Source organism: Pseudomonas sp. GW821-FHT01E10 (genome assembly GCF_059422365.1).
In genome coordinates, this window is sequence record NZ_JBWKWT010000003.1 from 112,444 (window position 1) to 138,294 (window position 25,851).

Here is a 25,851-nt window from a genome sequence, read left to right on the forward strand (position 1 = left end):
TCAGTCCCGCATTTCGGTCTGGCGTTCGACAGGGTCGATCAGCACGGCTTTCTGCTGGCGCACCAGCAGGTCGAGAATTTCATCCTGACGCTCGCCGAGAATTCCCGAGAAGCTGATGCCGCTGGTTTTGGTCGGTGCGAGCATCGACACGCGATACAACTCCACGCTCAGCGGCGAGTCGATCGACAGCGGTCCGCTGCCGTTGGCAGCCAGTTCACCACCGACCACGATCAGCGACACTTCGGCATCGAACGGGTCGAGCTTGATGTCCCGGTCGGTGTCGCTCAGGTCTTTGATGTGCCCGTAGACACCGGTCAGGCCGTTGGCCATCGAGACGTTTTCGTACAGGCGAATGTTCACGCTGTTACGAATACGGATGCCGTGGCGTCGGTTGCTGATCACCTGGTTGCCCCACAGCAGGTTGTCGGCACTCTCGTAGAGGGTGATGCCGTCGGTGTGGTTCTTGTAGATCTCGTTGTAGGCGATCAGGTTGTTCACGCTGTTACGGTCGATCACCAGGCCCGACAGGTGGTTGTCGTAGCTGCGGTTGTTGAAGATGAAGCTGTCGTTGACCTCACGGGAAATAATGATCCCGTGCTTCTTCTTGGTTCCGTACACCGTGTTGTCGGCGATGATCAGGCCGTGGGAACGGTCATGGGGGTCGATGCCGTAGACGATGTTGTCTTTGTAGGTGTTGCCCTTGACCACGAAGTCGCGGGTTTCGTAGCAGTAGAAGCCGTACCACATGTCCGAGAACTCGGAGCCGACGATCCAGCCGGTCGGTTCAGGGCGCTTGAGCACCTTGGCCATGTTCGGCGTGTACTGGGAAATACTCACGCCGTAGGACTTACTGTTGGCGTAACCGAAACTGGCGATCTTGCTGTTGGCGATGTAGGTCTCGGTGCCGCCCCAGGACAACAGGAACGGCCGGAATTCCTTGGGCGACGAGAAGGCCGCCGGACCGTTGGCCTTCTCGCTCCAGCCGGTGATCTTGGTATCACGCACAAACAGCTGACCATCGTTGACCAGGAATGAGCCGGCCTCTTGGGACAGGCGCAATTCCTGGGTCTGTTTGTCGATTTCCAGAATGCCGTGTCTGCCCACCACGATCGGCAACTTTGCCAGGAACACACCTGGCGACGTTTCGCTGAGGTACTGCTTGGGCAGCTTCTTGGTCAGGTCCTTGAGGTTCATGTAGCCGTCGTCGACGAAGATCGCCTGCGGGATGCCGTGCTGACGCACCACCCACTCGGCCATCTTGTTGTCGCCGCCGATGAAGTCCTTCAAGGCGTCTTCCTGCATCATCCGGCGTATGCTGATCTTGCCGGGCTTGGTGCGCACGATTTTCGCGGCAATGGCTTCGGCGGTGTAGCCAGAAGTGTCCGGCAGTTTCGGCTTGGCCAGGTCCAGCGGCGCAGTTGGCGCGCTGCTGACGGTGTAGGTCTTGGCCTGTTGCAGCCCCTTGGCTATGGTCGTCGATTTGCCCTGTTGCACAGACTTGGCCGGTTCGACGGTGGCGAAGGCGGCTGCGCTGGCCAGCAGCAGCGCGCCGGCCAGCAGGCTGATCGAGCCTTTCTTGGCGCTGTTCATGTCGGGCACTCCCTTCGCGGTTTGCATCAGAAGCGCCAGATCACGTCGATAAACGCACGGTGCATGTACGAGTCGACTTCTTTGCCATAGGCATCGCCGGGCTTGAACACACCGCCACGGAACCGCACCAGGGCCGAAGGCTCATCGATCGACTGGCTCAACGCTGCCGGCAACAGGCCTTGCTTGAAGTACTTGGTGACCACCAGGTCCATTTCCTGACCGAGGTCCTTGTTGCCATCTTCCAGCGGCAGGGAGGTGCTGGAGAGGATCGCGCCGGTCGCGTCGTCGGTGTTGTTTTCAACAGCGTTGATGCCGTTGTTGCCCACCGGCTTGTTGCCGTCCACACGCCAGAACTTGTGGTAGATCAGGCTGGCGTCGTATTCGTCGTTGAGCATCCAGGAGCCGAACAGCGTAGCGGTCTGCATGTTGTTCATTTCGCCACGGAAGGCTTCGCCGAAACGGTGAACCCGCGAGCGAGTACCGGTGTAGTTCGAGCGGTTGCTTTCCAGGCCGTTCTGTTGGTACTCGGCGCTGGCGCGGGCATAGGCTGCACCGACTTGCCACTGCGGATCGAGACGCAGACGAACACCCAGGTCGGTAGCCCAGCCGTTCAGGTCTTCACCACGCTTGGCTTCTGCCGGGCGAGTGCCGTCGGCATTCAACGGGTTGACCGTGTCACGGTCGCCGTTCATGCCGGTGATGCTGCCCCAGTAATTGACGGTGTTGGTGTTGCGCCAGTTGTAGGCATCACTGTCGGCGGTGAGGCCGAGCCAGCTGATGTCGCCGTTCTGTTTCTTGTCCAGGGTATCGCCAGCCACGCCCGGCTCCGGATAGTCGAGCTTGCCGTTATCGTGCGTGTGATGACCGCGAATGCCGACCCAGTTACCGGGTGTCCACTGATACGCCGCATCGGCGTAGGCGTGCAGGCGATCCTTGTCTTTGGGGGACAGTTCTTTCAGGTCGGTGCGATATTCGCTGAAGCGTTCGGCGATACCGACGTTGGCGCGCAACAGGGTGGTGTCGAAGGTCCAGTTCAGGGCTTCGATGTTGGTGTCGCGCCATTGGCCGTCGTCGTTTCGCAGGCGTTGGCGACCGAACTTGAGGATCTCGCCAGGGTAAGGCGTGAGGCCCTTGTAACCGACCCAGAACTCGCGCATCGCCAGGTAGTTTTTCCTGGTCTTGCGATCACCGCTGTCGGTGGTCTGGGTGCCGCTGTTGTCGGACTGTTGCAGGGTGTCGGTTTCGATGATGTCGGTGGACGTCACGGCCTGACCCATCGCGTAGGCGCTCCACGCGCCGCTTTCGCCATAGACCCAAGGGCGCAGGTCGAGGCCGACGCCGTTAACGTCGCCGCCACCGGCGGTGCCCAGGTCACTGTCGTTTTCGGACTGGCCGGTAACTTTGACTTCGAGACCGAAGTTCTTGTCTTCGGTCAGGGCCGCCAGGGTCGGGCACGACCACAGCAGGGCGAATGTCAGGCCAATACCGGCCTGCACGAATGGATTGAGTTTCATAGGGATTCCTCGCCGTCTTCTTCTTGCAAAGCGTGCAGTTCCAGCGTGTCCGGACTCACGGTGCTACGAATGGCTTGCTCTTGTTTGAGCAGGCGTTGGGCCTCGGCCAGCCGGTCAGGCGGCAGTTGCGCTTCGAGTGTTTGCGCAAGCTCAGTGGCTTGCGGGGTGTCTTGAGCCTTGGCCAATTGGCTGAAGACGTAAGCGTTGACCGGGTCGGGCCGGGTGCCCTTGCCTTGGGAGAACAGTTGGGCGATGGCGAAATCGGCGCTGTTCTGGCCGTTGCGCGCAGCGGTCAGCAGGTGATCCAGGGCTTTCTGCGGATAGACCTTGCCCAGGTAACCGCGACGGTAAATCTGGCCGAGGTAGTAATCGGCGGCGACTTCCCGGCCGAGGGCTTTCTTGAAGTGCTCTTCGGCGACCTTGGCGTCGGCCGGCACCATCTTGCCTTCGTAGTAGAGCTTGCCCAGCAACAGTTCGGCGCGCGGCTGGTCGGCGGCGCGGCCGTTGTCCAGGTACTTCATCATCGTGTCGACGTCGCCCAGTTCAGGGAAGTCGTAGAGCAATTGCGCCAGGCTGACCCAGGACGCCGGGTAGCCCGGGGCGATGCCTTCGAGCAGCGACTGAGCGGTTTTTTCGTCGGTCTTGCCCAGGCTCGCATCGCCCAGCACGCGGGCCACGCTGTCGACCCGTTGCGCGGAGACGGTGCCACGGCTGTGAGCGGCCTGCATCTGCTTGATCAGCTCGGCCTGTTGCTCGGGCTGGCCACGTTTCTGATAGACCGTGGCCAGTTCGACGTAGCAGATGTCGGTGGTGTTCAACGCCGCTTTGCAGATCTTTTCCACGTCATTCAGGTGTTGGTCGTAAGTGCCCTGGGTGCGATAGAGCAGCACCTGGGCCAGACCTGCTTCCGGTTTGCCTTCGGCGCGCCATTGGCTGATCTGCTGCTGTGCGTTGACGTTGGGGAAGCTGTGCGGGAATTGCAGATACAGCATCGCCAACGGGATCAGGGTGTTGCCTTCGCCATTGGTCGCGGCTTTCTTCAACAGTGCCTCGGCTTCGTGGTGTTCGGCTTCGGTGGCGCCAGGTTTGGCCACCAGCAGGCGACCCAGACGAGCCTGAGCCCGCGGCGAGACGCTGGCTGCGGCGCGGTAAGTCGCCTCGGCCTTTTTGATCTGCGCCGGGTCGCGGCTGTCGACCTGAATGTCGGCCAGCCCAACCTGGGCTTCGCTGTAGCCCAGGTCGGCCAGTTGCTGATAGTTCTGCGCCGCCAGCGTGGTATCACCGCGCTTGAGGGCTTCATTGGCCAGGCGCTGGTCGGGCAGGCCGGCGCAACCGGCCAGGCTTACGGCCAGTGCAACTGCACACAGTGATCCTATGTGGGTGCGCGGTGTTCTGAGGATTTGTGGAGTCGTCACGGGCATGTCCTCTGTTTAAAGACCGGCGGCCATGGCTTTGTTGATCAGCCAGTTCAGGTTCGGGCCACGGGTGCTGTTCACTTCCGCCGGGCGACCGGCGAGTGCGCTGTCCAGCGGCTCGTCAGGTTTGATCTGCACGCGGATATCGGATGACAGGTCTTCGCTTTTCAGGCTGGTGCTGCTGACGATCTTGCCGGTACGGGTCTGGTCTTCGCCGGCGATCTGGAAGCTGACCGTGGTGCCTGGGCGCACGTCGCCGAACTGGCGATAGGAGAAGCGTGCTTCAACGTTGGCTTCGGTATTGCGTGGCACCAGTTGGAAGATCACGTCACCTTTGTTGGCGTATTGACCGTTAGCCACCAGTTGCTGGGCCACGGTGCAATCGCACGGAGAGGTCAGGGTGCCGGTCATTTGCTTGCCGAAGAGCTCTTCAACCTTGGACGGTTGCAGTTGGTTTTCGTCCAGATGGCCTTTGAGTACGTCGAGCATGCTGGTGCTGAAGGTCGCCAGCGGGGCGCCTTTGGCGGCAACGCCGTCAGCCTTGATCAGGCTCTGCACGGTGCCGTCGCGCGGCATGGTGATGTTCATGCCTTGCACGCTGACCAGGCCAGCCTGGGCGTGGCTGACGAAGTACATGCCGTACACCGATTTGAAGATAAAACCGAACGCCACCAGGCCGACCACGAAGATACCGGCGCTGAAGGTCACCGCTTTCAGACGGCCGAGCGCGGTCATGCCATGACCGCCGTCCTTGACCTTGCGCGCCTTGGTGAAGTTGTCGCGTTGCAGGGTTGCGAGCATTTCACCCACGCTGACGATGTCACCGGCCAGGTGCGAAGTAATCAGGTGGCGCAGGGTGGAAATGTCCCGGGGTTCCAGGTTCTGGAACTGGCAACCTACGCGGCCGGTCTGGCGGTCGACGGAGCGGATCTGCAACTCCACGTCCATGGCCAGACCGAGGTTGTCGATGACGAATTGCAGGCGGGCCTTGTGCACATCGCCGACCTTCAGCGGCAACTGACCGGCGTTGAACGCCAGGCCGCCGGCGGAAAGGTCGATGACCCGGGCTTCGACCGGGGTCCGGTCAGGGCCGAAGAAACGCAGCTTGGCCGGAATTTTCACACGGGCGTGTTGGCGCTGGGCTTCGGATTCGTGCACTACGTTGCTGTTGACGGCGATATTCATATGGGCGATTTCCTAGTTAATTCAGGCGAGTTCGGTCAGACCATCATCAGCAGCACGGCGACAAAGATGCTGCCGGCGGAGAAGGTCATGGTCCGAGACGACCAGGTGTTGAACCAACGTTGAAAGCTGGCGAGATCACGGGTCAGAGAAGTGGGCTGGCGAGTCCAGGATTGTTGATCGAGGCGGAAGAACACGTAGATCTTCACCAGCGCGCCGACGATCTGGTTGTAATAGAGAATGGCCGGGTATGCCGGGCCGATCCGGTGACCGGAACAGGACAGCAACAGGGTCAGGATCAGGCGGGTGATGCCGATCCACAGCAGGTAAACCAGGATGAACGCGGTGCCGTACTTGAAGGTGGCGATGAGCGCCACCGTCAGGCCCAGCAGGGACGTCCACATCGACACGCGCTGATCGAACAGCACCACTGACGTGAACAGGCCGAGGCGTTTCATCCCCAGGCCCAGGGCGCGGGAGTTCTGCCGCAGGTTGTTGCCGTACCAACGGAACATCAGTTTGCGACTGGCCTTGATGAAGCTCTTTTCCGGCGGGTGTTCCACGGTATGGATCGCGGCGTCGGGCACATAGAACGTGTCGTAACCCAGGCGCATCAGGCTGAACCAGCTCGACTTGTCGTCACCGGTCAGGAACTTGAAGCGGCCCAGGCGCCAGTGTTGCAGCGAGTCGCTTTCCACGTCGGCGATGAAGTCCGGGTTGGTGACCACGGTGGCGCGGAACACCGACATCCGGCCAGTCATGGTCAGCACGCGCTTGGACAGGGCCATGGAGCACATGTTGATGTGGCGCTGGGCGAATCGCAGTTTGTGCCATTCGCTCATGATGTAGCCGCCGCGCACTTCGCAGAACTCGTTGGTGGTCAGGCCGCCGACATTGCCGAACAGCTGGAACCACGGCACGGTCTTGAGCACGACGCCTTCGGCCAGCACGGTGTCGCCATCGATCACGGCAACCACGGCACGGTCGTCCGGCAGGTGGCGGGAGATGGCGCGGAAACCATAGGCCAGCCCATCGCGCTTGCCGGTGCCGGGAATGCGCACGAAGTCGAGCTTGACCCGTGTCGGTGGGTTCATGCGTTTCCAGAGGCTCTTGACCAGCAGCTCATCGGACATTTCGACGATGGAGCACACCACGGTAGTCGGCAGGCCGCAGTCGATGGCCTCGCGGATCACCGAGCTGTAGACCTGCGCGGTGGTCAGCGCGTCGATACGGAAGCTGGTGACCATCAGGAACACGTGGGACGGGTCTGCCTCTTTGCCCAGCTTGCGCACTTTGCGCCGCAGGTGCGGGTAGACCACGTACAGAAACAGCATGCCGCGCAAAAAGTGCGTGGCACCCATCGAGTAGCGCCAGATACCGACGATACCGATCAGGAAGATGAAGTCCTTCGACTCGGAGTCGAACGTGGACGGAGGCAACGCCAGGGCGATGCCCATTAATAAACTTAGGTAAAACAGCCAACCGGCGGCCTGAAGTAGGCCGTGCTTTAGCCTGTGCATAATCTGCATCCGTCTCGATCTCGGGCGGAGCCCGATTGGGTTAAGGCAGGCTTGTGAAAACTGGCGCCACCCGGTTTGGATAACGCCAGAATCCCTGTAGGAGCTGGCGAAGCCTGCGATCTTTTGATCTTTCGCTTGGGATTCAAGTGAGCTGGGAAAGATCGCAGCCTCGTTTCACTCGACAGCTCCTACAGGCGTGTTACCAGCAGATACCTTCGGTGCGCTTGCTGACGCTGGTGGCTTGAGACATGAAGCCGACCAGGTCGACCACTTGCTTGCCGTGCGGTGCTTCCAGTGCCAGGGCGCGGAATTTCTCATCACGGTTGCCGAGGATGATCACGTCGGAGTTGTTGATCACTTCCTCGAAGTTCGAGTTGAGCAAGGACGAGACGTGAGGGATCTTCGACTCGATGTAATCCTTGTTCGCACCGTGGACACGGGCGTACTCGACGTTGCTGTCGTAGATGCTCAGGTCGTAGCCCTTGCCGATCAGCATTTCCGCCAGATCGACCAGCGGGCTTTCGCGCAGGTCGTCGGTGCCGGCCTTGAAGCTCAGGCCCAGCAGGGCGACTTTGCGTTTGTCGTGGCTGGAGACGATGTCGAACGCGTTCTGCACCTGGGACTCGTTACTGCGCATCAGCGAGTTGAGCAGTGGTGCTTCGACGTCCAGGGAACCGGCGCGGTAGGTCAGGGCGCGCACATCTTTCGGCAGGCAGGAGCCGCCGAATGCGAAGCCAGGACGCATGTAGTACTGGGACAGGTTCAGTGTCTTGTCCTGGCAGACCACTTCCATCACTTCACGACCATCGACGCCGACAGCCTTGGCGATGTTGCCGATCTCGTTGGCGAAGGTCACCTTGGTGGCGTGCCACACGTTGCAGGTGTACTTGATCATCTCGGCAACGGCGATGTCCTTGCGGATGATCGGTGCGTCGAGTTCTTCGTACAGCGATTGCAGAACGTCGCCCGAAGCCTTGTCGAACTCGCCGATGACGGTCATTGGCGGCTGGTCGTAGTCGGCGATCGCGGTGCTTTCACGCAGGAACTCAGGGTTCACGGCAACGCCGAAGTCGACGCCTGCTTTCTTGCCGGAGCAGTCTTCGAGAATCGGGATGACCACGTTTGCCACGGTGCCCGGCAACACAGTGCTGCGCACGACGATGGTGTGGCGGGTGGTTTTGTCACGCAGAACAAAACCGATTTCGCGGCACACGGCCTCGATGTAGTTCAGTTCCAGGTCGCCGTTCTTTTTGCTCGGCGTGCCGACGCAGATCATCGACAGGTCGGTGTCGCGAATCGCCTCGGCGAAGTTGGTCGTGCCGCGCAGGCGGCCAGTCTCGATGCCCTGTTTCAGAAGTTCGCCCAGGCCAGGTTCAACGATCGGCGAACGACCGGCGTTGATCATATCGATCTTGTCTTTGGCAACATCGACGCCAACGACGTCATGGCCCCGTGCAGACAGGCAACCGGCACAGACTGCACCGACGTAACCCAAACCAAATATGCTGATGCGCATCGCATTTACCTCTCAGTTAATCAAGACTGTGTTCAACAAGCCATTACATGGCCGGAGTTAATGGTGTTCAGCGGTCATAATGCACTCGCAAGTGCGGCCTTAAAGGCGTCACAATGCCGGGTGCAGGCATACTAAGTTCCGAGTGTCTAAATAAGTGCACTCAAGAAGTGCGCAACCAGGCCTTATTGTTATGACGTGCCCTGTTATGCAGCCGACCCTCTAATCAGAGGACGTTCGTGCAAAGGTCTTGCGCGCTCAATGCCAGGCCAGAAGCCCGTAAATCAAGCGGTTGGGTGCTCGGGTGAGCACGTTTATAGGGGCGCAGCCGTGGCCTTGTAGGGGATATTAATGATGCGTTATCTCCTGTCCTTCATGTGTTGCCCAAACAAGTGATCCATAAGTTCAAGTTAATATGACAACTTCGCTATCGGGACCGCTTCTCTGTGTAAGTTATCTCGTACGTTCGCCGAGAGAATCGTTACGGGTGGTATGAGCGACGCATTTGGACATAGTTCCAGTCCACCCATCGCGATTTCTGGAATTTCTTGAAATATTGAAAAAGATGGCACTGCTTTCATATTGATAGCACTTGCCGTTTCGCCCTTTATATATAGGGTGATTATTGCCTTGGGTACTTTTTTGCCACTACTCACAAAAATTTTCAGTGCCACTACTGAAAAAAATCAGCAAAGTCGAGTGAAACAAAAGTTAGAAAATCGAGTGCTTGTTTTTTGGCGCCAATAAGTCGGCGAAAAGGGCGGGGATTGTTCGAGGATCGAAGGGGTAGCGCACGACGAAGTTGTTGGTGTCGTGCGCGAATTGAGTGCGGGTCTGGTTACTCCGGTGCGTGATCGCGCAGGAACACCAGATTGTCCGGTTTAGACTGTTCGCTGCTGTAGCGATAACCCTGAACATCGAACTGCTGGAGGGCGACCGGGTCATTGATGCGTTCTTCGATGACGAAGCGGCTCATCATCCCGCGGGCCTTTTTCGCGTAGAAGCTGATGATTTTGTACTGGCCGTTCTTCAAATCCTTGAACTCGGTATTGATGATGCGCGCGTTCAAGGCGCTGCGTTTGACCGCCGAGAAGTATTCGTTGGAGGCCAGGTTCAGCAGCACATCGTCGCCCTGATCGGCCAGCGCTTCGTTCAGCCATTCGCTGATCCGCGTGCCCCAGAAGGCATACAGATCCTTGCCACGGGCATTGGCCAGCTTGGTGCCCATCTCCAGCCGATAGGGCTGCATCAGGTCCAGAGGGCGAAGCAGGCCGTACAGGCCGGAGAGCATGCGCAAGTGCTGCTGGGCGTAATCGAAGTCGGCTTCGCTGAAGGTTTGTGCATTCAGGCCGGTGTACACGTCACCCTTGAATGCCAGCAAGGCCTGCTTGGCGTTGGCAGGGGTGAAGGCCGGGGTCCAGCTGCCGAAACGTGCGGCATTGAGGCCGCCAATCTTATCGGAGACGTGCATCAGCTCGCTGATCTGCGCCGGTGTCAGGTCGCGCAGTTGCAGGATCAGTTCCTGGGAGTGGTCGAGGTATTGCGGCTGAGTGAAGCGCTGGGTCGCCGGCGGTGTTTCGTAATCGAGGGTCTTGGCGGGGGAAATCACCATCAGCATGAAGTCGGCTCCTTTAATCGTGGGGGCGATTCTAGGGGGTTGTCTGTGTTGACTCCAGCTATGGGTGTCATAGGTGATCGGTGGTGTCGCCAGGTTTTGTGGCAGAAGAAGATCCTGTGGCGAGGGAGCTTGCTCCCGCTCGAGCGCGAAGCGGTCGCAATACAGGCGCATGGTTTTATCCAGAGAAAGTATTTGTCGGTTTGGGGCTGCTTCGCAGCCCAACGGGAGCAAGCTCCCTCGCCACAATGAGTTCGGCGCAGATGCGGGAATTTGAACGCTATCGGCTATAGTGCCGCGCGGGTTTTGTTATGGAGACATCCCATTGCGTATCGTTTTTCTATTCTTCGCCTCGCTGTTGAGTTTCGTCGCCCAGGCGGCGCCGGGCGATGTGGCGACGCTGGATCGCAGCACCTGGCCTGAGCGGCTCAGCAACCCGACCCTGTTCGACGTTGCCTCCCGGGCCGAAATCCTCATGTTCGCCCGCGTCCTGCTCGCCAGCGAATCGCTCGATGAAGCAAGCCTGGCTCAACGCCTGGGCCTGCGCACCGTCAATCTGGAGTCGGTCAACCAGCTGCGCCAGCGCATGTGGCAGCGGTTGCTGAGCAACTACAACTTCGCCCAGCAGAGTTGCGATCAGGATGCCTCTTTCTGTTTCCTCGTCGAGGACATGGATACCTTGCGTGAGCAAGCGGCCAAGTTTCAGATCAGCAACGACAGCTACTACATCAAGTGGGCCGAGCCGAGCCGGTTGTTCCACGCCCAGTATCTGGACGAGCAATTGCGCAAGGCCGCGCTGTTCCCGCAGACCAGCAGCGAAGTCGATCGTTTTGGCGACTATGAGCGCAATGGCGATGCCATGAATGATCGCCTGTTCCTGCTGACTTTCGACAGCGCTGCCAATGCCGTGCCGGATAACACTGCCTGGGTCACCGAGTACCTGCGCAAATCGAACATGAGCGCGACGTTCTTCGTCCTCGGCAAGGACATCCAGGCCCGTCTGGCTGAAGGTTCGGCGACCAGCCTGCAAGGGACCTATTCGCAGCAATGCGTTGGTGTGCAGGGTTGGGAGTTCCGTTCCCACAGCCACTGGCAAGACTGGCAGGACTCGGTGCGGCGCAGCGCCGAGCTGGTCAAGGGCAAGCTGCCGGAGAATTACGTGCCGCTGTTTCGTCCGCCCGATGGCCAGCGTCGGTCCGATGCTGAAGGCTTCTTCAGGTCTCAGGGTTTGCAGGTGGCACTGTGGGACATCGATGCCCAGGACGGCGCCGGCAAGCTCAAGGGCAGCCAGAGTGCGCAACGGGTGCTGACCCTGATGCTGCTGTGGCGGCACGGGGTGATCAACTTCAATGTGAAGCAGGACGCGCTGAAAACCGCGATGCCCTGGCTCATCACGCAAACGGCGCCAAGCGGGATCGGTTGGGAAAACTGTCAGGACGCGTTTCGCTGAAACGGGGAAAGCCCGTAAACATTGGGGCAGGGACGTTTTTGGAGGAGATTTCGATGCAGGCGGACTTCCGACTTTAGCGGGGTGCTGGCAGTCCGCCAAGTGCTATTGGTCATTCTGAAAAATAAACTTCAAAAAAACGTCAAAGTGCTTTTTTCTGTCATGTGTTTTGGAGTATTACGAAGACAGACCGCCGAAACCTGCAACACAGGTGGCGTCTTCCAAGACTCCGTTTGGGTTGCAATCACTTGAGTCTGAGCAGGTGATTTCGGTGGCCACTTCGAGGCGCAGCACTGTCATGGTATTGCGTCGACTGGCTCCCACAAAGGTGACCGAGTATGGATGATCACGGACGTAGCCCTTCCAACCAGCCAATCCTTTATGTACTCGATACCAACGTATTGATTCACGATCCAAACGCCCTGCTTAACTTCGAAGAACACCACGTCGCGATCCCGATGACCGTGCTTGAAGAGCTGGACAAGCTCAAGAGCGGGCCTCACAGCGTTGCAGCGGAATGCCGCCAGGCCATTCGGCTGATCGACAAGACCCTGGGCGATGCCAGCCCCGAAGACGTCGAACTCGGCGTTCCGATCCAGCGTGGCAAGGGCGGGCCCAAGGGCTTGCTGTCAATTCTGATGAGCAAGCGTGCCGAGCCGAACATCATTCTGCCCGAGCACCTGAACGACAACATCATCATCAACCAGCTGATCGACCTGCGCGCGCGTGATGCAAAACTGCCCGTGGTGCTGGTCACAAAAGACATCAACATGCGCCTCAAGGCCCGGGCTTGTGGGATCGCGGCCGAGGACTACAGTACCGACCAACTGGTCGACGACGTTTCGTTGCTGCCCAACGGTTACCACAACATGACCGGCTCCTTCTGGGACCGGGTGAGTAAAGTCGAAACCCGGCAGGATCATGGTCGCACCTGGCATCAGGTGCAGCTGATCGACAACCTGCCTGCCGTGCACGTTAACGAGTTCATCATCGACGAACAGGGCTTTGTCGGCTGGATCAAGGAAATCCAGGTCGACAAATTGTTGATCCTCGACCTGCATCAGGAGCCTCTGTTGCACCAGGAAGCCTGGGGCCTGAAACCGCGTGACATCTATCAAAGCCTGGCGCTGTACGCCTTGCTCGATCCGGACATTCATCTGGTGAACCTGTCCGGCGCGGCCGGTTCCGGTAAAACCATCCTGGCCCTGGCGGCGGCCATCGAGCAGACCATGGTCAGCAAACGCTACCGGCGCATCATTGCCACCCGCAGCGTGCAGGGGCTCGATCAGGAAATCGGTTTCCTGCCCGGCACCGAAGCGGAAAAGATGGAGCCTTGGCTGGGCGCCATCACCGACAACCTCGAAGCCTTGCACATGGATGACGAAAACACCCATGGCAGCGTCGACTACATCCTCAGCAAAGTGCCGTTGCAGTTCAAATCCCTCAACTACATTCGAGGCCGTAGCTTCCAGCAGAGCCTGATCCTGATCGATGAATGCCAGAACCTCACGCCGCACCAGATGAAAACCATCATCACCCGTGCTGGCGCCGGTTCCAAAGTGGTGTGCCTGGGCAACCTGGCGCAGATCGACACCCCTTACCTGTCCGCGACCAGCTCCGGGCTGACGTACCTGACCGAACGCTTCAAAGACTTCCCCAACGGTGTACACATCACCCTGCAAGGGGTGCCACGTTCGATTCTGGCCGAATACGCCGAATCGCATCTGTAACCTTGAACCACAAAAACGGGGCGACCTCACGGGTCGCCCCGTTTTTTGTGTCTCGCATTTCCTCTGTAGAAGCGAGGCATGTCGATCGGATAATCGTGCGTGCGGAAAATTGACCCGCAGGTTTACAATCGATGCTCCTGATCAGGAGTAACGCTGTGCTGACTCATCTCGATTCCCAAGGTCGCGCCCATATGGTCGACGTCACCGAAAAAGCCGTGACGTTCCGCGAAGCGACGGCCCAAGCGCTGGTGCGCATGCTGCCCGAAACCCTGCAGTTGATCGTCAGCGGCGGTCATCCCAAGGGTGATGTGTTCGCCGTGGCGCGGATCGCCGGCATCCAGGCGGCGAAGAAAACCAGCGATCTGATTCCTCTGTGCCATCCGTTGATGCTCACCGGCGTCAAGGTCGAACTCAGTGCCGAAGGCGACGACACCGTGCGCATCGTGGCGCGCTGCAAGTTGTCCGGGCAGACCGGCGTCGAGATGGAAGCGCTGACCGCCGCCAGTGTCGCGGCGTTGACCATCTATGACATGTGCAAGGCCGTGGACCGCGGCATGACCATCGAGAGCGTGCGCCTGTTGGAGAAACTCGGTGGCAAGAGCGGTCATTACCAGGCGGATCAGTCATGAAGGTTACCGTGAAGTTTTTTGCCCGTTACCGTGAGGCGCTCGGCGTGGATTCGGTGAAGGTTGAAGGTGATTTCGCCACGGTCGACGATGTGCGTGCGCTGCTGGCCCAACGTGAAGGCGCCGAGGTGTTGAGCGAGCAGAACCTGATGTGCGCCCGCAATGAAGACCTTTGCCAGCTCGATGAACCGGTCGGCGATGGCGATGAAGTGGCTTTCTTTCCAACCGTGACCGGGGGCTGAGCCATGGCGATTCGTGTGCAGCCCACGCCGTTCGATCCGGGCGCTGAAGTCAACGCCATGCACGCGGCCAATGTGGGCGTCGGTGCGGTGGTGAGTTTTGTCGGCTACGTACGCGACTTCAATGACGGCCTCGACGTCGCCGGGATGTTTCTGGAGCACTACCCGGGCATGACCGAAAAAGCCCTGGGCAAGATTGCCGCGGAGGCCGAGCAGCGCTGGCCGCTGTTGAAGCTGGAAGTGCTGCATCGCATCGGCGCACTGGAGCCGGGCGAGCCGATCGTCTTCGTCGGTGCCGCCAGCGCCCACCGTCAGGCAGCGTTCGATGCCTGCGCCTTTGTCATGGACTACCTGAAAACCCGCGCGCCATTCTGGAAGAAAGAAAACACCAGTGATGGCGCGCGCTGGGTTGAAGGGCGCGACAGCGATCATGCGGCGGCGGATCGCTGGAAGCAGTAATTCCTCCAGTGCTTTCGAATACACCTTCGCGGTCCGACTTGTCCGCGAAGAGGCCTTCTGCATCACCCAAAAATCCACTGATTCCCCTCCCGACCAGAGGCTGGAAGATCTGTATGCGCCCGATTGACGGTTAATACATAAAAGTCCAGTATGGATTTATAAGTACAAAAAAGGCGTTCCCTGTTTCAGCTCTTTCTTCTGTCTTGCCAAACCAACAACAACCCGCGAGAGAACGAACATGAAGAAATTCCCCCTCATCACCGGTCTGGCCCTGAGCCTGTTGGCGTGCAGTAGCGTGTTCGCTGCCGAGAAAAGCCTGCGCATCGGTATTGAAGCGGCCTATCCGCCGTTCGCATCGAAAACCGACAAAGGTGAAATTGTCGGTTTCGACTACGACATCGGCAACGCCCTGTGCGCGCAGATGAAGGTCAAGTGTGTATGGGTCGAAGGCGAATTCGACGGTCTGATTCCTTCCCTCAAAGTGAAGAAAATCGACATGGCGCTGTCGTCCATGACCATCAATGAAGACCGTAAGAAGTCGGTGGATTTCACCCACAAGTACTACTTCACCTCATCGCGACTGGTGATGAAGGAAGGCGCGGCGGTCGATGACCAGTACGCCAGCCTCAAGGGCAAGACAGTCGGCGTTCAACGCGCAACCACTACCGACCGTTACGCCACCGAGGTTTTCGAACCGAAGGGCATCAACGTCAAGCGTTACGGCAACAACGAAGAAATCTACATGGACCTGGCGGCAGGTCGCCTCGATGCCATTTTTGCCGACACCATTCCATTGAGTGATTTCCTGTCCATGCCGCGCGGCAAGGGTTACGCCTTTGTCGGGCCGGAACTCAAGGATCCGAAATACGTGGGTGAGGGCGCCGGGATTGCCGTGCGCAAGGGCAACACCGAGTTGGTCAGTGAACTGAACGCGGCCATCGACGGCATTCGCGCCAATGGCGAATACCAGAAGATTTCGGAGAAGTACTTCAAGTCCGACATCTACGGCGATTGATCGGAAAAAGATCGCAGCCTTCGGCAGCTCCTAAAGAGGACCACATTTCTCTGTAGGAGCTGGCGCAGCCTGCGATCTTTTGATTTTCAGCCCTTCAATTCCTTCAAATGCTTGTACACCGTCGCCCGGCCCATGTTCAGCACATTGGCCACGTAGTTGGAGGCGCTTTTGCCTTTGAAGGCGCCTTCGGCGTGCAGCGCCAGCACCAGTTCGCGTTTGTGGTCGCGGGTCAGCACATTCAGGCTCAACTGGCGCTCGCGCAGCCAGGCATGCAGAAAAGTGTTGATCCGTTCCTGCCAGTCATCGCGAAACAGTGAGTCCGGTTGCGGAATCAGCTTGGTCGGCGACAGGAACAAATCCAGTGCCGCCTTCGCGTTCTCGAACAACGAGATATTCAGATTGATGCACAGCACTGCCAGCGGTTGCCCTTCGCTGTCGCGCAGCACGCTGCTGAGGCTGCGAATCTTCTGGCCGTCCCAGTTGAGCTTTTCGTACGGCCCGATATTTCGCTCACTGACCTCTTCGCTGAGCATGTCCTCCAGCGACGAGTCGTCTCCAATTTCCCGTTTGGACAGGTTGTTGGCGATGTAGTCGACCTTTTGTGTGCGCAGGTCGTGCAGCACCACCTCGGCGTGAGGGAAGAACAACGTGGCGATGGCATCGGCAATCGCGCGGAAGTTGTCCATGGACACATTGTCCAGGGCCGAGTTTTTTTCGGGTGCGTTCATACAGTGGAGCTCCAGGCCAGCGTCAGTGCCCCTTTAAAAAGGGGCACTGGAAGTTTGCCGCAATCGTGTGGGCACGTCACCTGAGGATCAGGATCAACCCAGGCGGGCGGGGGAGAGCATCGCGGCGTCCAGACCGAAACGGGTGAGCTGTTCGGGCAAGGCTTCGCCGCGTACCAGTGCAGCACTGGCCTGGCCCATGGCCGGTGACGTCTGGATGCCGTAGCCGCCTTGTCCCGCCACCCAGAACAGGCCCGGTACGTGTTGATCGAAGCCGGACAGCAAATCCCCGTCGTGCACGAAACTGCGCAAGCCGGCCCAGGTGCGGGTCGGGCGGCGGATGGTCAGGGTGGTGGCCTCTTCGATCTGGTAGATGCCCATGGCGATGTCCAGTTCTTCGGGCTGCACGTCGTGCGGTTCCACCGGGTCGGCGTTGGCCGGTGAGCCGAGGAACATGCCGGCGTCGGGTTTCATGTAGAACGATTCATCGAGGCTGACCAGCATTGGCCAGTCATGGCTATCAAGGCCCTCGGGGCCGGCGAAGATAAAGGCTGCCCGGCGCTTGGGTTGCAGGCCCAGAGGTCGTGCACCGGCCAGCTCGCCAACCTTGTCGGCCCAGGCGCCGGCGGCGTTGATGATGATCGGGGCGCTGAAGGTCTGAGTGGCGGTTTGAACCTGCCATAGCCCTTCGGTATCCCGGGCCAGGCTCAGCACTTCACTGTCGGTATGCACCTCGCCTTTATTGCGCCGGATACCGCGCAGATAGCCTTGGTGCAGGGCATCGGTATCGATGTCGCTGGCGGTTGGGTCGTAGATCGCGCCATGGACTTTTTCCCGACGCAGGATCGGCAGACGCGTACAGGCTTCGTCGGCGCTGAGCAGTTGCATCTCCGGCACGGTGGCTTTGGCGCTCAGGTATTGATTGTTCAGCTCGGCCGGATCGCCCGTGAAGTCGACGGTCATCTCACCGCGCGGGGTCAGCAGCGGGTGTTCGCAGAAACCGGGCGGTGGTGCATCGAAGAAATCGCGGCTGGCCAGGGTCAATGCCCGAACCTGGGGCGTGCCGTAGGCGGCGGTATAGAGCGCCGCCGAGCGTCCGGTGGAGTGATAGGCCGGATGGGATTCGCGCTCGAGCACAATCACCCGTCCGTGCTGCGACAGCCAGAAACCGGTGGAAGCACCGGCAATCCCGCCGCCGATAATGATGAAATCTGCCTGGCTCATGAACGTCTCCTGATGGGGCGTAAATGCCGAAATTGTTGGGGATCCCTGTGGGAGCGGGTGTTAGCCCAGTAGGCGGTAAATGGCATTGGCCAGTGCGATGTCTTCCAGGCCCAGGCCGATGGAGCGGAAAAACACAGGTCGGTCGTAGTCCGGGCGCTGCACTTTTCCGCTGAGCAAGTCGGGCAGGTCGCCGACTATCGAGCGCTTGTCCCAGCCATGCTGTTCACCGGCGATCAGCATTTCGCCGGCCGAGCCCGGGGTGGTCTGGCGATAGTCGCAGAATACCTGCATGTCATTGAGGCTCTGCGGCGGCACTTCATGGGCACGCGGAGCATTGGTGCTGATGGACGTGATCAGTGCCGGTTTGCTCAACATGGACGGGTCGATCACCGGGCCGGCGGACGAAGTGCAAAGCATGATTACGTCAGCGTCTTGTATCGCGTTGTCGCAACTGTCGGCGAGGGTCAGCCGTGGATCGAGGCTTTCGAGTTGCGCCAGCGTTTCGGCGTTCTTGCCGCGCAAGCTCGGTGAATACAGGCTGATGCTTTGCCAGTCTCGCAGGTTCTTCACATAGTGCAGGTGCGCCTGGGCCACTTTGCCGCTGCCGATGATCGCCAGGCATTGGGCCTTCAGCGGTGCGAGGGCATCGACCGCCACTGCTGTCGTCGCCGCGGTGCGGGCCGTGGTCAGTTCACCGGCATCGCAGAGCAGCAGCGGCTGGCCGGTCTGCATCGACATCAACAGCGTCCAGGCGGTCACCAATGGGCCTTGCTCACGCACGATGTAGGGCGATGTCTTGACGCCATACACGCCGTCTTCGGCCAGCACGCCCAGGTAGTTGATGAAGTCCCCGGCACCTTTCGGGAATTCCACCAACTGCTGGGCCGGTTGCACGGCTTGCCCGGCGGCCAGGTCGCGGAACAGCTTGCGCAGGATCTGCGGCACGTCGACTTGCGCCAACAGTTCGCGGGCCTGGGGTTGGGTGATCACGTAAGGCGTGCTGGGCATGGTCGACTCCGGGTGCTGAAAGTGAACTAATTTGTCCATTATGGACTTTTAGTTGTCTCGAGCAAGCTCCTGTTGAAAAAACCGGACGAAAAAAAAAGCGCAGTCCGTCTCCGGCTGCGCCTTTTATTCTGCGACCCGTGTTATGGGCGCTTGCGCTCAACCGCCCGCAGCAGATGCGTCGGTGGCGTTTCACAACTGATCTTGCGACCCAGCAGCGCCTCGATGGACGGTAGCTGGTAGGAGTCGTCTTCACCGGCAAAGCTGATGGACACACCATCGGCGCCGGCACGGCCAGTACGACCGATGCGGTGCACGTAGTCGTCCGGGACTTCCGGCAGGGTGAAGTTGATCACGTGGCTGATGCCGTCGATGTGAATGCCGCGACCGGCCACATCGGTGGCGACCAAAACCCGGATCTTGCCTTCGCGGAAACCTTCCAGGGTCTTGATGCGCTTGTGCTGCGGCACATCGCCGGACAGTTGCGCGGCGTTGACGCCATCGCGCACCAGGCGTTCTTCGATGCGCCGCACTTCGTCCTTGCGGTTGGCGAAGACCATCACCCGTTCCCAGCCGTTATCGTTGACCAGGTTATAGAGCAGTTTGTACTTGTCGGCGCCGGCCACCGCGTAGATGTGTTGCTCGACGTTTTCGCTGGCCACGTTCTGCGCTTCGATCTCGACGATCGACGGGTCGGTGGTCCATTGCTTGGCCAGGTTCATCACGTCGTCGGTGAAGGTCGCGGAGAACAGCAGAGTCTGACGTTCGTTCTTCGGTGGAGTCTGGCGAATGATCTGACGCACCTGCGGGATGAAACCCATGTCGAGCATCCGGTCGGCTTCGTCCAGCACCATGACTTCGACCATGTCCAGGTGCACGTCGCCGCGCTGGTTGAAGTCGAGCAAGCGGCCCGGAGTGGCCACGAGGATGTCGCAGTGACGGGCTTCGAGGTGCTTGAGCTGCTTGTCGAAGTCCATGCCGCCGACAAACGTCATGACGTTGAGGCCGGTGTACTTGGTCAGGTCGGCCGCGTCCTTGGCGATTTGCACTACCAGTTCCCGGGTCGGGGCGATGATCAGTGCTCGCGGTTCACCCATGTAGCGTTCTTTGGGCGGCGGGGTTTGCAGCAGCTGCGTGATGATCGAAATCAGGAACGCGGCGGTTTTGCCGGTACCGGTCTGGGCACGACCGATGGCGTCTTTGCCCGCGAGGGTGAAGCCAAGCACCTGCGCCTGGATCGGCGTGCAATAAGGAAAGCCCAGGTCCTGAATGGCGTGCATCAGCTCGGGGGCGAGTTTGAAATCGTGGAAGCGGGTTTTGCCTTCCTGGGGTTCGACGACGAAGTCTTCGAGTTTCCAGGGGATGACCGGCGCCTTTGGCTTCGGTTCGCGGCGTGGTTTTGCCGGTTTCGGGGCTTCGCTGCGCGGCTGTTCAGAGGCAATGGCCGGAGCAGAGGGGGCGGTCGGTGTGGTCACCGGCTCGTGTTTCGGTGCCGCTACGGTTGCGGTCCGGCCAGGCTGATTACCGTCGGTACGGTGGCTGGGGGTATGAGAAGGAGCGCTGGAGCCTGGCGCGAGCTGCTCAGCCTCGCTTTTACCGAACATTTTCTTGAGTGCTTTGAGCACGGTCATCTCATCAATTGGTTAAGGAATGTACGCCGGCCAGTGTAATGCAAGAATCGGGCGCGGCGTAGTGCGATGGATCAAAGGGTAGCTTTTAGCGCAAACGCTCGGCGAGCCAGACGCCGATGTCGCGAATTTCTTCGGGTAACACTTCGTGGCCCATTGGGTATTCCTGCCATGTCACGGTGACACCATGCTGCTTTAAATACTCGTAGGCGGTCCGGCCCATGGAGTTTTGCACGACGTCATCATACTGACCATGCAACGACAACACGGGAATGCGCTGCTGGCTGGCGGAAAGCTCCAGTTCATCGCTGAATGTCGGCGCATAAGTCGAGAGCGCAAGTACACCGCCCAACGGTCCCTGCCATTTCAGGAAGGCTGTGTGCAAAACCACGGCGCCGCCCTGGGAAAAACCGGCGAGAAAGATCCGCGAGGCGTCTATTCCGCCGGCCTTCTGCACTTCAATCAAATTCACGACCCGTTGCGCGGACTCCTCCAACTGCTCGCGGCTGATGGCGCGTGCCGGGCTCATGGCCAATATGTCGTACCAGCTTGGCATCTCGTAGCCACCATTAATGGTGACAGCGCGCGTCGGGGCCTGGGGCAAAACGAAACGGGTAGTGAGCAGGTTTTCCTGTAGCGCTTCAGCTACCGGCAAAAAATCGTAGCGGTCGGCACCCAGCCCATGCAGCCAGATTACGCAGGCGTCTGCGGGCTTGACGGGTTGAAGAATCAGGGGCTCGGTCATGTCTGCTCCATTGTTGTGCATGCGCGCTCATTAAGTGCAAGGTTGGAGTGCGCGATGGGTTGATCAGTTAAGAAGATGTCGCAAGGTTGAAAGTTTTGCTATTGACCTGTCGCTGAAACGCTTTAGCGAGCGGTCTGGTACGGGCTTTGCTATGGGGAACCCTGTGCAACCAATCTCGTGCCTGGCGGTAACACTATCAGTGTATGGCTAGTCGTGGGATAGCAAAGAATCCGGTGATGGATGTTCGCCAGTGGCCGCTACGGGCTTCGCGAACGTGAAAGGGCTACAGCCCGTTCGGCCGATTGGTGAGAAGTGAGTTATCCATGATGTGGATTTTCTCCTACTAGACTCATAGCGACGGTCCTTACGTCGGTTGACCCTAAAAAAAGCCAACAAGGGTCAGCAACGCCTCAAAAGGGTGCGACAGGGCTCAAGCTCCGACACAACAAGAGCAAAACTGGAGGTTTGAATGAAGATGTTGAAATCCACCCTGGCCGTCGTGACTGCAGCTGCAGTGCTCGGTGTCAGTGGGTTCGCTCAGGCGGGTGCAACCCTGGATGCAGTGCAGAAGAAAGGTTTTGTACAGTGCGGTGTGAGTGACGGTTTGCCGGGTTTCTCGGTTCCGGACTCTACCGGCAAGATCGTTGGCATCGATGCTGACTTCTGCCGCGCTGTAGCTGCTGCAGTGTTTGGTGATGCGACCAAGGTCAAATTCAGCCAGTTGAATGCCAAGGAGCGTTTCACTGCTCTGCAATCCGGCGAAATCGACATGCTGTCGCGCAACTCCACCATGACCAGTTCCCGTGACGCGGGCATGGGCCTGAAGTTTCCTGGCTTCATCACCTATTACGACGGCGTAGGCTTCCTGGCCAACAGCAAGCTGGGCGTGAAAAGTGCCAAGGAACTGGATGGCGCGACCATCTGTATTCAAGCCGGTACCACCACCGAGCTGAACGTGTCCGACTACTTCCGCGCCAACGGCCTGAAGTACACCCCGATCACCTTCGACACTTCCGATGAAAGCGCCAAGTCGCTGGAATCCGGTCGTTGCGACGTGCTGACCTCCGACAAGTCCCAGTTGTATGCACAGCGCAGCAAACTGGCCTCGCCGAAAGATTACATCGTTCTGCCTGAAACCATCTCCAAAGAGCCTTTGGGGCCGGTCGTGCGTAACGGCGACGATGAGTGGCTGGCAATCGTTCGTTGGGTTGGCTACGCGATGCTCAACGCCGAAGAAGCCGGTATCTCTTCGAAGAACGTCGAGGCAGAAGCCAAGTCGACCAAGAACCCGGACGTTGCTCGTCTGCTGGGCGCCGACGGTGAGTACGGCAAGGATCTGAAGCTGCCGAAAGACTGGGTGGTGAAAATCGTCAAGCAGGTCGGTAACTACGGCGAAGTCTTCGAGAGAAACCTCGGCAAGGGCACTCCGCTGGAAATCGATCGTGGCTTGAACGCCCTGTGGACCAACGGCGGCATTCAATACGCACCACCAGTGCGCTGATGGTTCTATCGCCCGGTGGGCCAACCACCGGGTGATGTTCTGTTCCATTATTTCCGGGGCACTTCATGCAAAATTCAATCGGCGCACCAAAGCAGAGGTTCAGCCTCAGCGATCCGCGAGTGCGTGCGTGGCTGTTTCAGATTATTACGGTTCTCGCCGTGGTCGGGATGGGTTGGTACCTGTTCGACAACACTCAAACCAACCTGCAACACCGGGGCATTACCTCCGGTTTTAGCTTTCTTGAGCGCAGCGCCGGTTTCGGCATCGCTCAGCACCTGATCGACTACACCGAATCGGACAGTTATGCCCGGGTGTTTGTCATCGGTCTGCTCAACACCTTGCTGGTGACGTTCATCGGCGTGATCCTGGCGACGATCCTCGGTTTCATCGTCGGTGTGGCACGACTCTCGAAGAACTGGATCATTGCCAAGATGGCGACGGTTTATGTCGAGGTCTTCCGTAACATTCCGCCGCTGCTGCAAATCCTGTTCTGGTACTTCGCGGTGTTTCTCACCATGCCAGGGCCGCGCAATAGCCATAACTTCGGCGACACCTTCTTCGTCAGCAGCCGCGGCCTGAACATGCCGGCAGCGTTGATAGCGAACGGTTTCTGGCCGTTTGTGGCGAGCATCGTCGTGGCCATTGTCGCGATCGTGCTGATGTGCCGCTGGGCCAACAAGCGTTTCGAAGAGACCGGCGTACCGTTCCACAAATTCTGGGTAGGCCTGGCGATGTTCCTGGTGATCCCTGCGTTGTGCGCATTGATCTTCGGCGCGCCGCTGCATTGGGAAATGCCACAGCTGCAAGGTTTCAACTTTGTAGGCGGCTGGGTGCTGATCCCTGAACTGCTGGCACTGACCCTGGCCCTGACGGTGTACACCGCGGCGTTCATCGCCGAAATCGTGCGTTCGGGCATCAAGTCGGTCAGCCACGGCCAGACCGAAGCGGCTCACTCGCTGGGGCTGCGCAACGGTCCGACCCTGCGCAAGGTGATCATCCCGCAAGCCCTGCGTGTGATCATTCCGCCGCTGACCAGCCAATACCTGAACCTGGCGAAAAACTCCTCGCTGGCGGCCGGTATCGGTTATCCGGAGATGGTGTCGTTGTTTGCCGGTACGGTGCTGAACCAGACCGGACAGGCGATCGAAGTCATTGCCATCACCATGAGCGTGTACCTGGCGATCAGTATCAGCATTTCCCTGCTGATGAACTGGTACAACAAGCGCATTGCGCTGATCGAGCGGTAAGGAAGAGCGCATGACGACTCATACTTTCAAACCCGACATGCCTCCACCGAGCAGCAGCATCGGTGTCGTGGCGTGGATGCGGGCGCACATGTTTTCCAGCTGGATCAACACCCTGCTGACGTTGTTCGCGTTCTATCTGATTTACCTGATAGTTCCGCCTCTCGTGAGCTGGGCGATTCTCGACGCCAATTGGGTCGGCACCACCCGTGCCGATTGCACCAAGGCCGGCGCTTGCTGGGTGTTCATCGAGCAGCGCTTCGGCCAGTTCATGTATGGCTACTACCCGGTGGACTTGCGCTGGCGCGTGGACCTGACCGTGTGGCTGGCAGTCATCGGCGTGGCGCCGTTGTTCATCGCACGTGTTCCGCACAAGGCAATCTACGGCCTGAGCTTTCTGGTGCTCTATCCGATCATTGCCTACCTCCTGCTGCACGGTGGTGTATTCGGTCTGAGCCAGGTGGCGACCAGCCAGTGGGGCGGCCTGATGCTGACCCTGGTGATCGCTACCGTTGGTATCGTCGGCGCACTGCCGCTGGGTATCGTGCTGGCCCTGGGCCGTCGTTCGAACATGCCGGCGATTCGGGTGGTCTGCGTGACCTTCATCGAGTTCTGGCGCGGTGTGCCGTTGATCACGGTGCTGTTCATGTCGTCGGTGATGTTGCCGTTGTTCCTGCCCGAAGGCATGAACTTCGACAAATTGCTGCGGGCGTTGATCGGCGTGATCCTGTTCCAGTCGGCCTACATCGCCGAGGTGGTGCGTGGCGGTCTGCAAGCGATCCCTAAAGGTCAGTACGAAGCGGCTGCGGCGATGGGCCTCGGTTACTGGCGCAGCATGGGCCTGGTGATTTTGCCGCAAGCCCTGAAGCTGGTAATCCCTGGCATCGTCAACACCTTCATTGCGCTGTTCAAGGACACGAGCCTGGTGATCATCATCGGCCTGTTCGACTTGCTCAACAGCGTCAAGCAAGCCGCCGCCGACCCGAAATGGTTGGGCATGGCCACTGAAGGCTATGTGTTCGCGGCCCTGGTGTTCTGGATTTTCTGTTTTGGTATGTCCCGCTATTCCATGCATTTGGAACGCAAGCTGGACACTGGCCACAAGCGTTAGGAGCGTAGTTTATGAGTGAAGCGATCAAACAGCCTGTGAGTCCTCAAGGCATTATTCAGATGCAGGGCGTAAACAAGTGGTACGGCCAGTTCCACGTGTTGAAAGACATCAACCTGAACGTCAAGCAGGGCGAGCGTATCGTGCTGTGCGGCCCGTCGGGTTCCGGCAAATCCACCACCATCCGTTGCCTCAATCGCCTGGAAGAACACCAGCAGGGCCGTATCGTGGTCGATGGCGTGGAACTGACCAACGACCTCAAGCAGATCGAAGCGATCCGCCGTGAAGTCGGCATGGTGTTCCAGCACTTCAACCTGTTCCCGCACCTGACCATTCTGCAGAACTGCACCCTGGCGCCGATGTGGGTACGCAAGATGCCCAAGCGCAAGGCCGAAGAAATCGCCATGCATTACCTGGAACGCGTACGCATTCCAGAGCAGGCGCATAAATACCCGGGGCAACTGTCCGGTGGTCAGCAACAGCGTGTGGCGATTGCCCGTGCCCTGTGCATGAAACCGAAAATCATGCTGTTCGACGAACCGACGTCGGCACTCGACCCGGAGATGGTGAAAGAGGTTCTGGACACCATGATCGGCCTGGCCGAGGACGGCATGACCATGCTCTGCGTGACCCACGAAATGGGCTTCGCCCGTACCGTGGCCAACCGCGTGATCTTCATGGACAAGGGTGAAATCGTCGAGCAGGCCGCGCCGAACGACTTCTTCGACAACCCGCAGAACGAGCGGACGAAGTTGTTCCTGAGCCAGATCCTGCATTGATAGACGCTTGGCAGTGAAATAAACCCG

General features: G+C 59.2%; 22 protein-coding genes. 10 read left to right on the forward strand and 12 right to left on the reverse strand.

Annotated features, from left to right (window positions below; translation table 11 throughout):
- From algG to yaaA, 7 genes are all read right to left on the reverse strand, one after another.
- Complete coding sequence (gene algG, locus AC07V0_RS07000) at positions 1-1,590, reverse strand: mannuronan 5-epimerase AlgG (RefSeq protein WP_064620193.1); 1,590 nt, start codon at positions 1,588-1,590, stop codon at positions 1-3.
- 26 nt (positions 1,591-1,616) lie between these two features.
- Positions 1,617-3,104: an alginate export family protein gene (locus AC07V0_RS07005; RefSeq protein ID WP_086944728.1), complete on the reverse strand. Its 1,488-nt coding sequence runs from the start codon at positions 3,102-3,104 to the stop codon at positions 1,617-1,619.
- Positions 3,101-4,525, reverse strand: a complete 1,425-nt coding sequence (gene algK, locus AC07V0_RS07010) for an alginate biosynthesis TPR repeat lipoprotein AlgK (RefSeq protein WP_018927126.1) — start codon at positions 4,523-4,525, stop codon at positions 3,101-3,103. Before algK ends, AC07V0_RS07005 begins: the two co-directional genes overlap by 4 nt.
- Before the next feature lie 9 nt (positions 4,526-4,534).
- Positions 4,535-5,704 (reverse strand): alginate biosynthesis protein Alg44, encoded by a 1,170-nt coding sequence (locus tag AC07V0_RS07015; RefSeq protein WP_086944729.1) that lies wholly within the window; start codon positions 5,702-5,704, stop codon positions 4,535-4,537.
- A 35-nt stretch (positions 5,705-5,739) separates the two neighbouring features.
- The gene (gene alg8 / locus AC07V0_RS07020) at positions 5,740-7,221 is read right to left on the reverse strand and encodes a mannuronan synthase (protein WP_370741111.1); all 1,482 of its coding nucleotides are present in this window, start codon (positions 7,219-7,221) and stop codon (positions 5,740-5,742) included.
- A 199-nt stretch (positions 7,222-7,420) separates the two neighbouring features.
- Entirely contained in the window at positions 7,421-8,737 is a 1,317-nt protein-coding gene (locus AC07V0_RS07025; protein ID WP_064620187.1) for a nucleotide sugar dehydrogenase, read from the reverse strand.
- An 835-nt stretch (positions 8,738-9,572) separates the two neighbouring features.
- On the reverse strand, positions 9,573-10,352 hold the full coding sequence (yaaA, locus tag AC07V0_RS07030; protein WP_064620184.1) for a peroxide stress protein YaaA: 780 nt from the start codon (positions 10,350-10,352) through the stop codon (positions 9,573-9,575).
- A gap of 322 nt (positions 10,353-10,674) precedes the next feature.
- Here yaaA and AC07V0_RS07035 point away from each other — a divergent pair, with 322 nt between their 5' ends.
- The 6 genes from AC07V0_RS07035 to AC07V0_RS07060 all read left to right on the forward strand — a co-directional run bounded on the left by AC07V0_RS07035 (position 10,675) and on the right by AC07V0_RS07060 (position 15,865).
- Positions 10,675-11,799 (forward strand): polysaccharide deacetylase family protein, encoded by a 1,125-nt coding sequence (locus AC07V0_RS07035; protein ID WP_018927121.1) that lies wholly within the window; start codon positions 10,675-10,677, stop codon positions 11,797-11,799.
- A 335-nt stretch (positions 11,800-12,134) separates the two neighbouring features.
- Positions 12,135-13,526, forward strand: a complete 1,392-nt coding sequence (locus tag AC07V0_RS07040) for a PhoH family protein (protein ID WP_018927120.1) — start codon at positions 12,135-12,137, stop codon at positions 13,524-13,526.
- Positions 13,527-13,681: 155 nt separating this feature from the next.
- Complete coding sequence (gene moaC / locus AC07V0_RS07045; RefSeq protein ID WP_086944730.1) at positions 13,682-14,155, forward strand: cyclic pyranopterin monophosphate synthase MoaC; 474 nt, start codon at positions 13,682-13,684, stop codon at positions 14,153-14,155.
- Positions 14,152-14,394 carry a molybdopterin converting factor subunit 1 gene (moaD, locus tag AC07V0_RS07050; RefSeq protein WP_086944731.1) on the forward strand — a complete coding sequence of 81 codons (243 nt, stop codon included), beginning with the start codon at positions 14,152-14,154 and terminating at the stop codon, positions 14,392-14,394. The genes moaC and moaD overlap by 4 nt, the downstream gene beginning before the upstream one ends.
- Positions 14,395-14,397: 3 nt before the next feature.
- Positions 14,398-14,850, forward strand: coding sequence for a molybdopterin synthase catalytic subunit MoaE (moaE, locus tag AC07V0_RS07055; protein ID WP_018927117.1), 453 nt, complete (start codon positions 14,398-14,400; stop codon positions 14,848-14,850).
- 238 nt (positions 14,851-15,088) lie between these two features.
- Positions 15,089-15,865, forward strand: coding sequence for an ABC transporter substrate-binding protein (locus AC07V0_RS07060; RefSeq protein ID WP_064620181.1), 777 nt, complete (start codon positions 15,089-15,091; stop codon positions 15,863-15,865).
- Positions 15,866-15,951: 86 nt separating this feature from the next.
- On the opposite strand, the gene AC07V0_RS07065 is transcribed toward AC07V0_RS07060, so the two are convergent.
- The 5 genes from AC07V0_RS07065 to AC07V0_RS07085 form a co-directional block, all read right to left on the reverse strand.
- Positions 15,952-16,593 (reverse strand): helix-turn-helix transcriptional regulator, encoded by a 642-nt coding sequence (locus AC07V0_RS07065; protein ID WP_018927115.1) that lies wholly within the window; start codon positions 16,591-16,593, stop codon positions 15,952-15,954.
- Positions 16,594-16,686: 93 nt separating this feature from the next.
- Positions 16,687-17,814, reverse strand: a complete 1,128-nt coding sequence (locus AC07V0_RS07070; protein WP_086944732.1) for an NAD(P)/FAD-dependent oxidoreductase — start codon at positions 17,812-17,814, stop codon at positions 16,687-16,689.
- 60 nt (positions 17,815-17,874) lie between these two features.
- Positions 17,875-18,822: an ornithine cyclodeaminase family protein gene (locus AC07V0_RS07075; RefSeq protein ID WP_173861136.1), complete on the reverse strand. Its 948-nt coding sequence runs from the start codon at positions 18,820-18,822 to the stop codon at positions 17,875-17,877.
- Positions 18,823-18,962: 140 nt separating this feature from the next.
- Positions 18,963-20,450, reverse strand: a complete 1,488-nt coding sequence (gene rhlB, locus AC07V0_RS07080; protein ID WP_018927112.1) for an ATP-dependent RNA helicase RhlB — start codon at positions 20,448-20,450, stop codon at positions 18,963-18,965.
- A gap of 85 nt (positions 20,451-20,535) precedes the next feature.
- Complete coding sequence (locus AC07V0_RS07085) at positions 20,536-21,192, reverse strand: alpha/beta hydrolase (protein ID WP_018927111.1); 657 nt, start codon at positions 21,190-21,192, stop codon at positions 20,536-20,538.
- A 469-nt stretch (positions 21,193-21,661) separates the two neighbouring features.
- Between AC07V0_RS07085 and AC07V0_RS07090 the strand changes: the two genes are divergently transcribed.
- From AC07V0_RS07090 to AC07V0_RS07105, 4 genes are all read left to right on the forward strand, one after another.
- Positions 21,662-22,693, forward strand: coding sequence for an amino acid ABC transporter substrate-binding protein (locus tag AC07V0_RS07090; RefSeq protein ID WP_018927110.1), 1,032 nt, complete (start codon positions 21,662-21,664; stop codon positions 22,691-22,693).
- A 65-nt stretch (positions 22,694-22,758) separates the two neighbouring features.
- Complete coding sequence (locus AC07V0_RS07095) at positions 22,759-23,940, forward strand: amino acid ABC transporter permease (RefSeq protein WP_018927109.1); 1,182 nt, start codon at positions 22,759-22,761, stop codon at positions 23,938-23,940.
- Positions 23,941-23,950: 10 nt separating this feature from the next.
- Positions 23,951-25,048, forward strand: coding sequence for an amino acid ABC transporter permease (locus AC07V0_RS07100; protein WP_018927108.1), 1,098 nt, complete (start codon positions 23,951-23,953; stop codon positions 25,046-25,048).
- A gap of 11 nt (positions 25,049-25,059) precedes the next feature.
- Entirely contained in the window at positions 25,060-25,824 is a 765-nt protein-coding gene (locus AC07V0_RS07105; protein WP_007936266.1) for an amino acid ABC transporter ATP-binding protein, read from the forward strand.
- Positions 25,825-25,851: the final 27 nt, after the last annotated feature.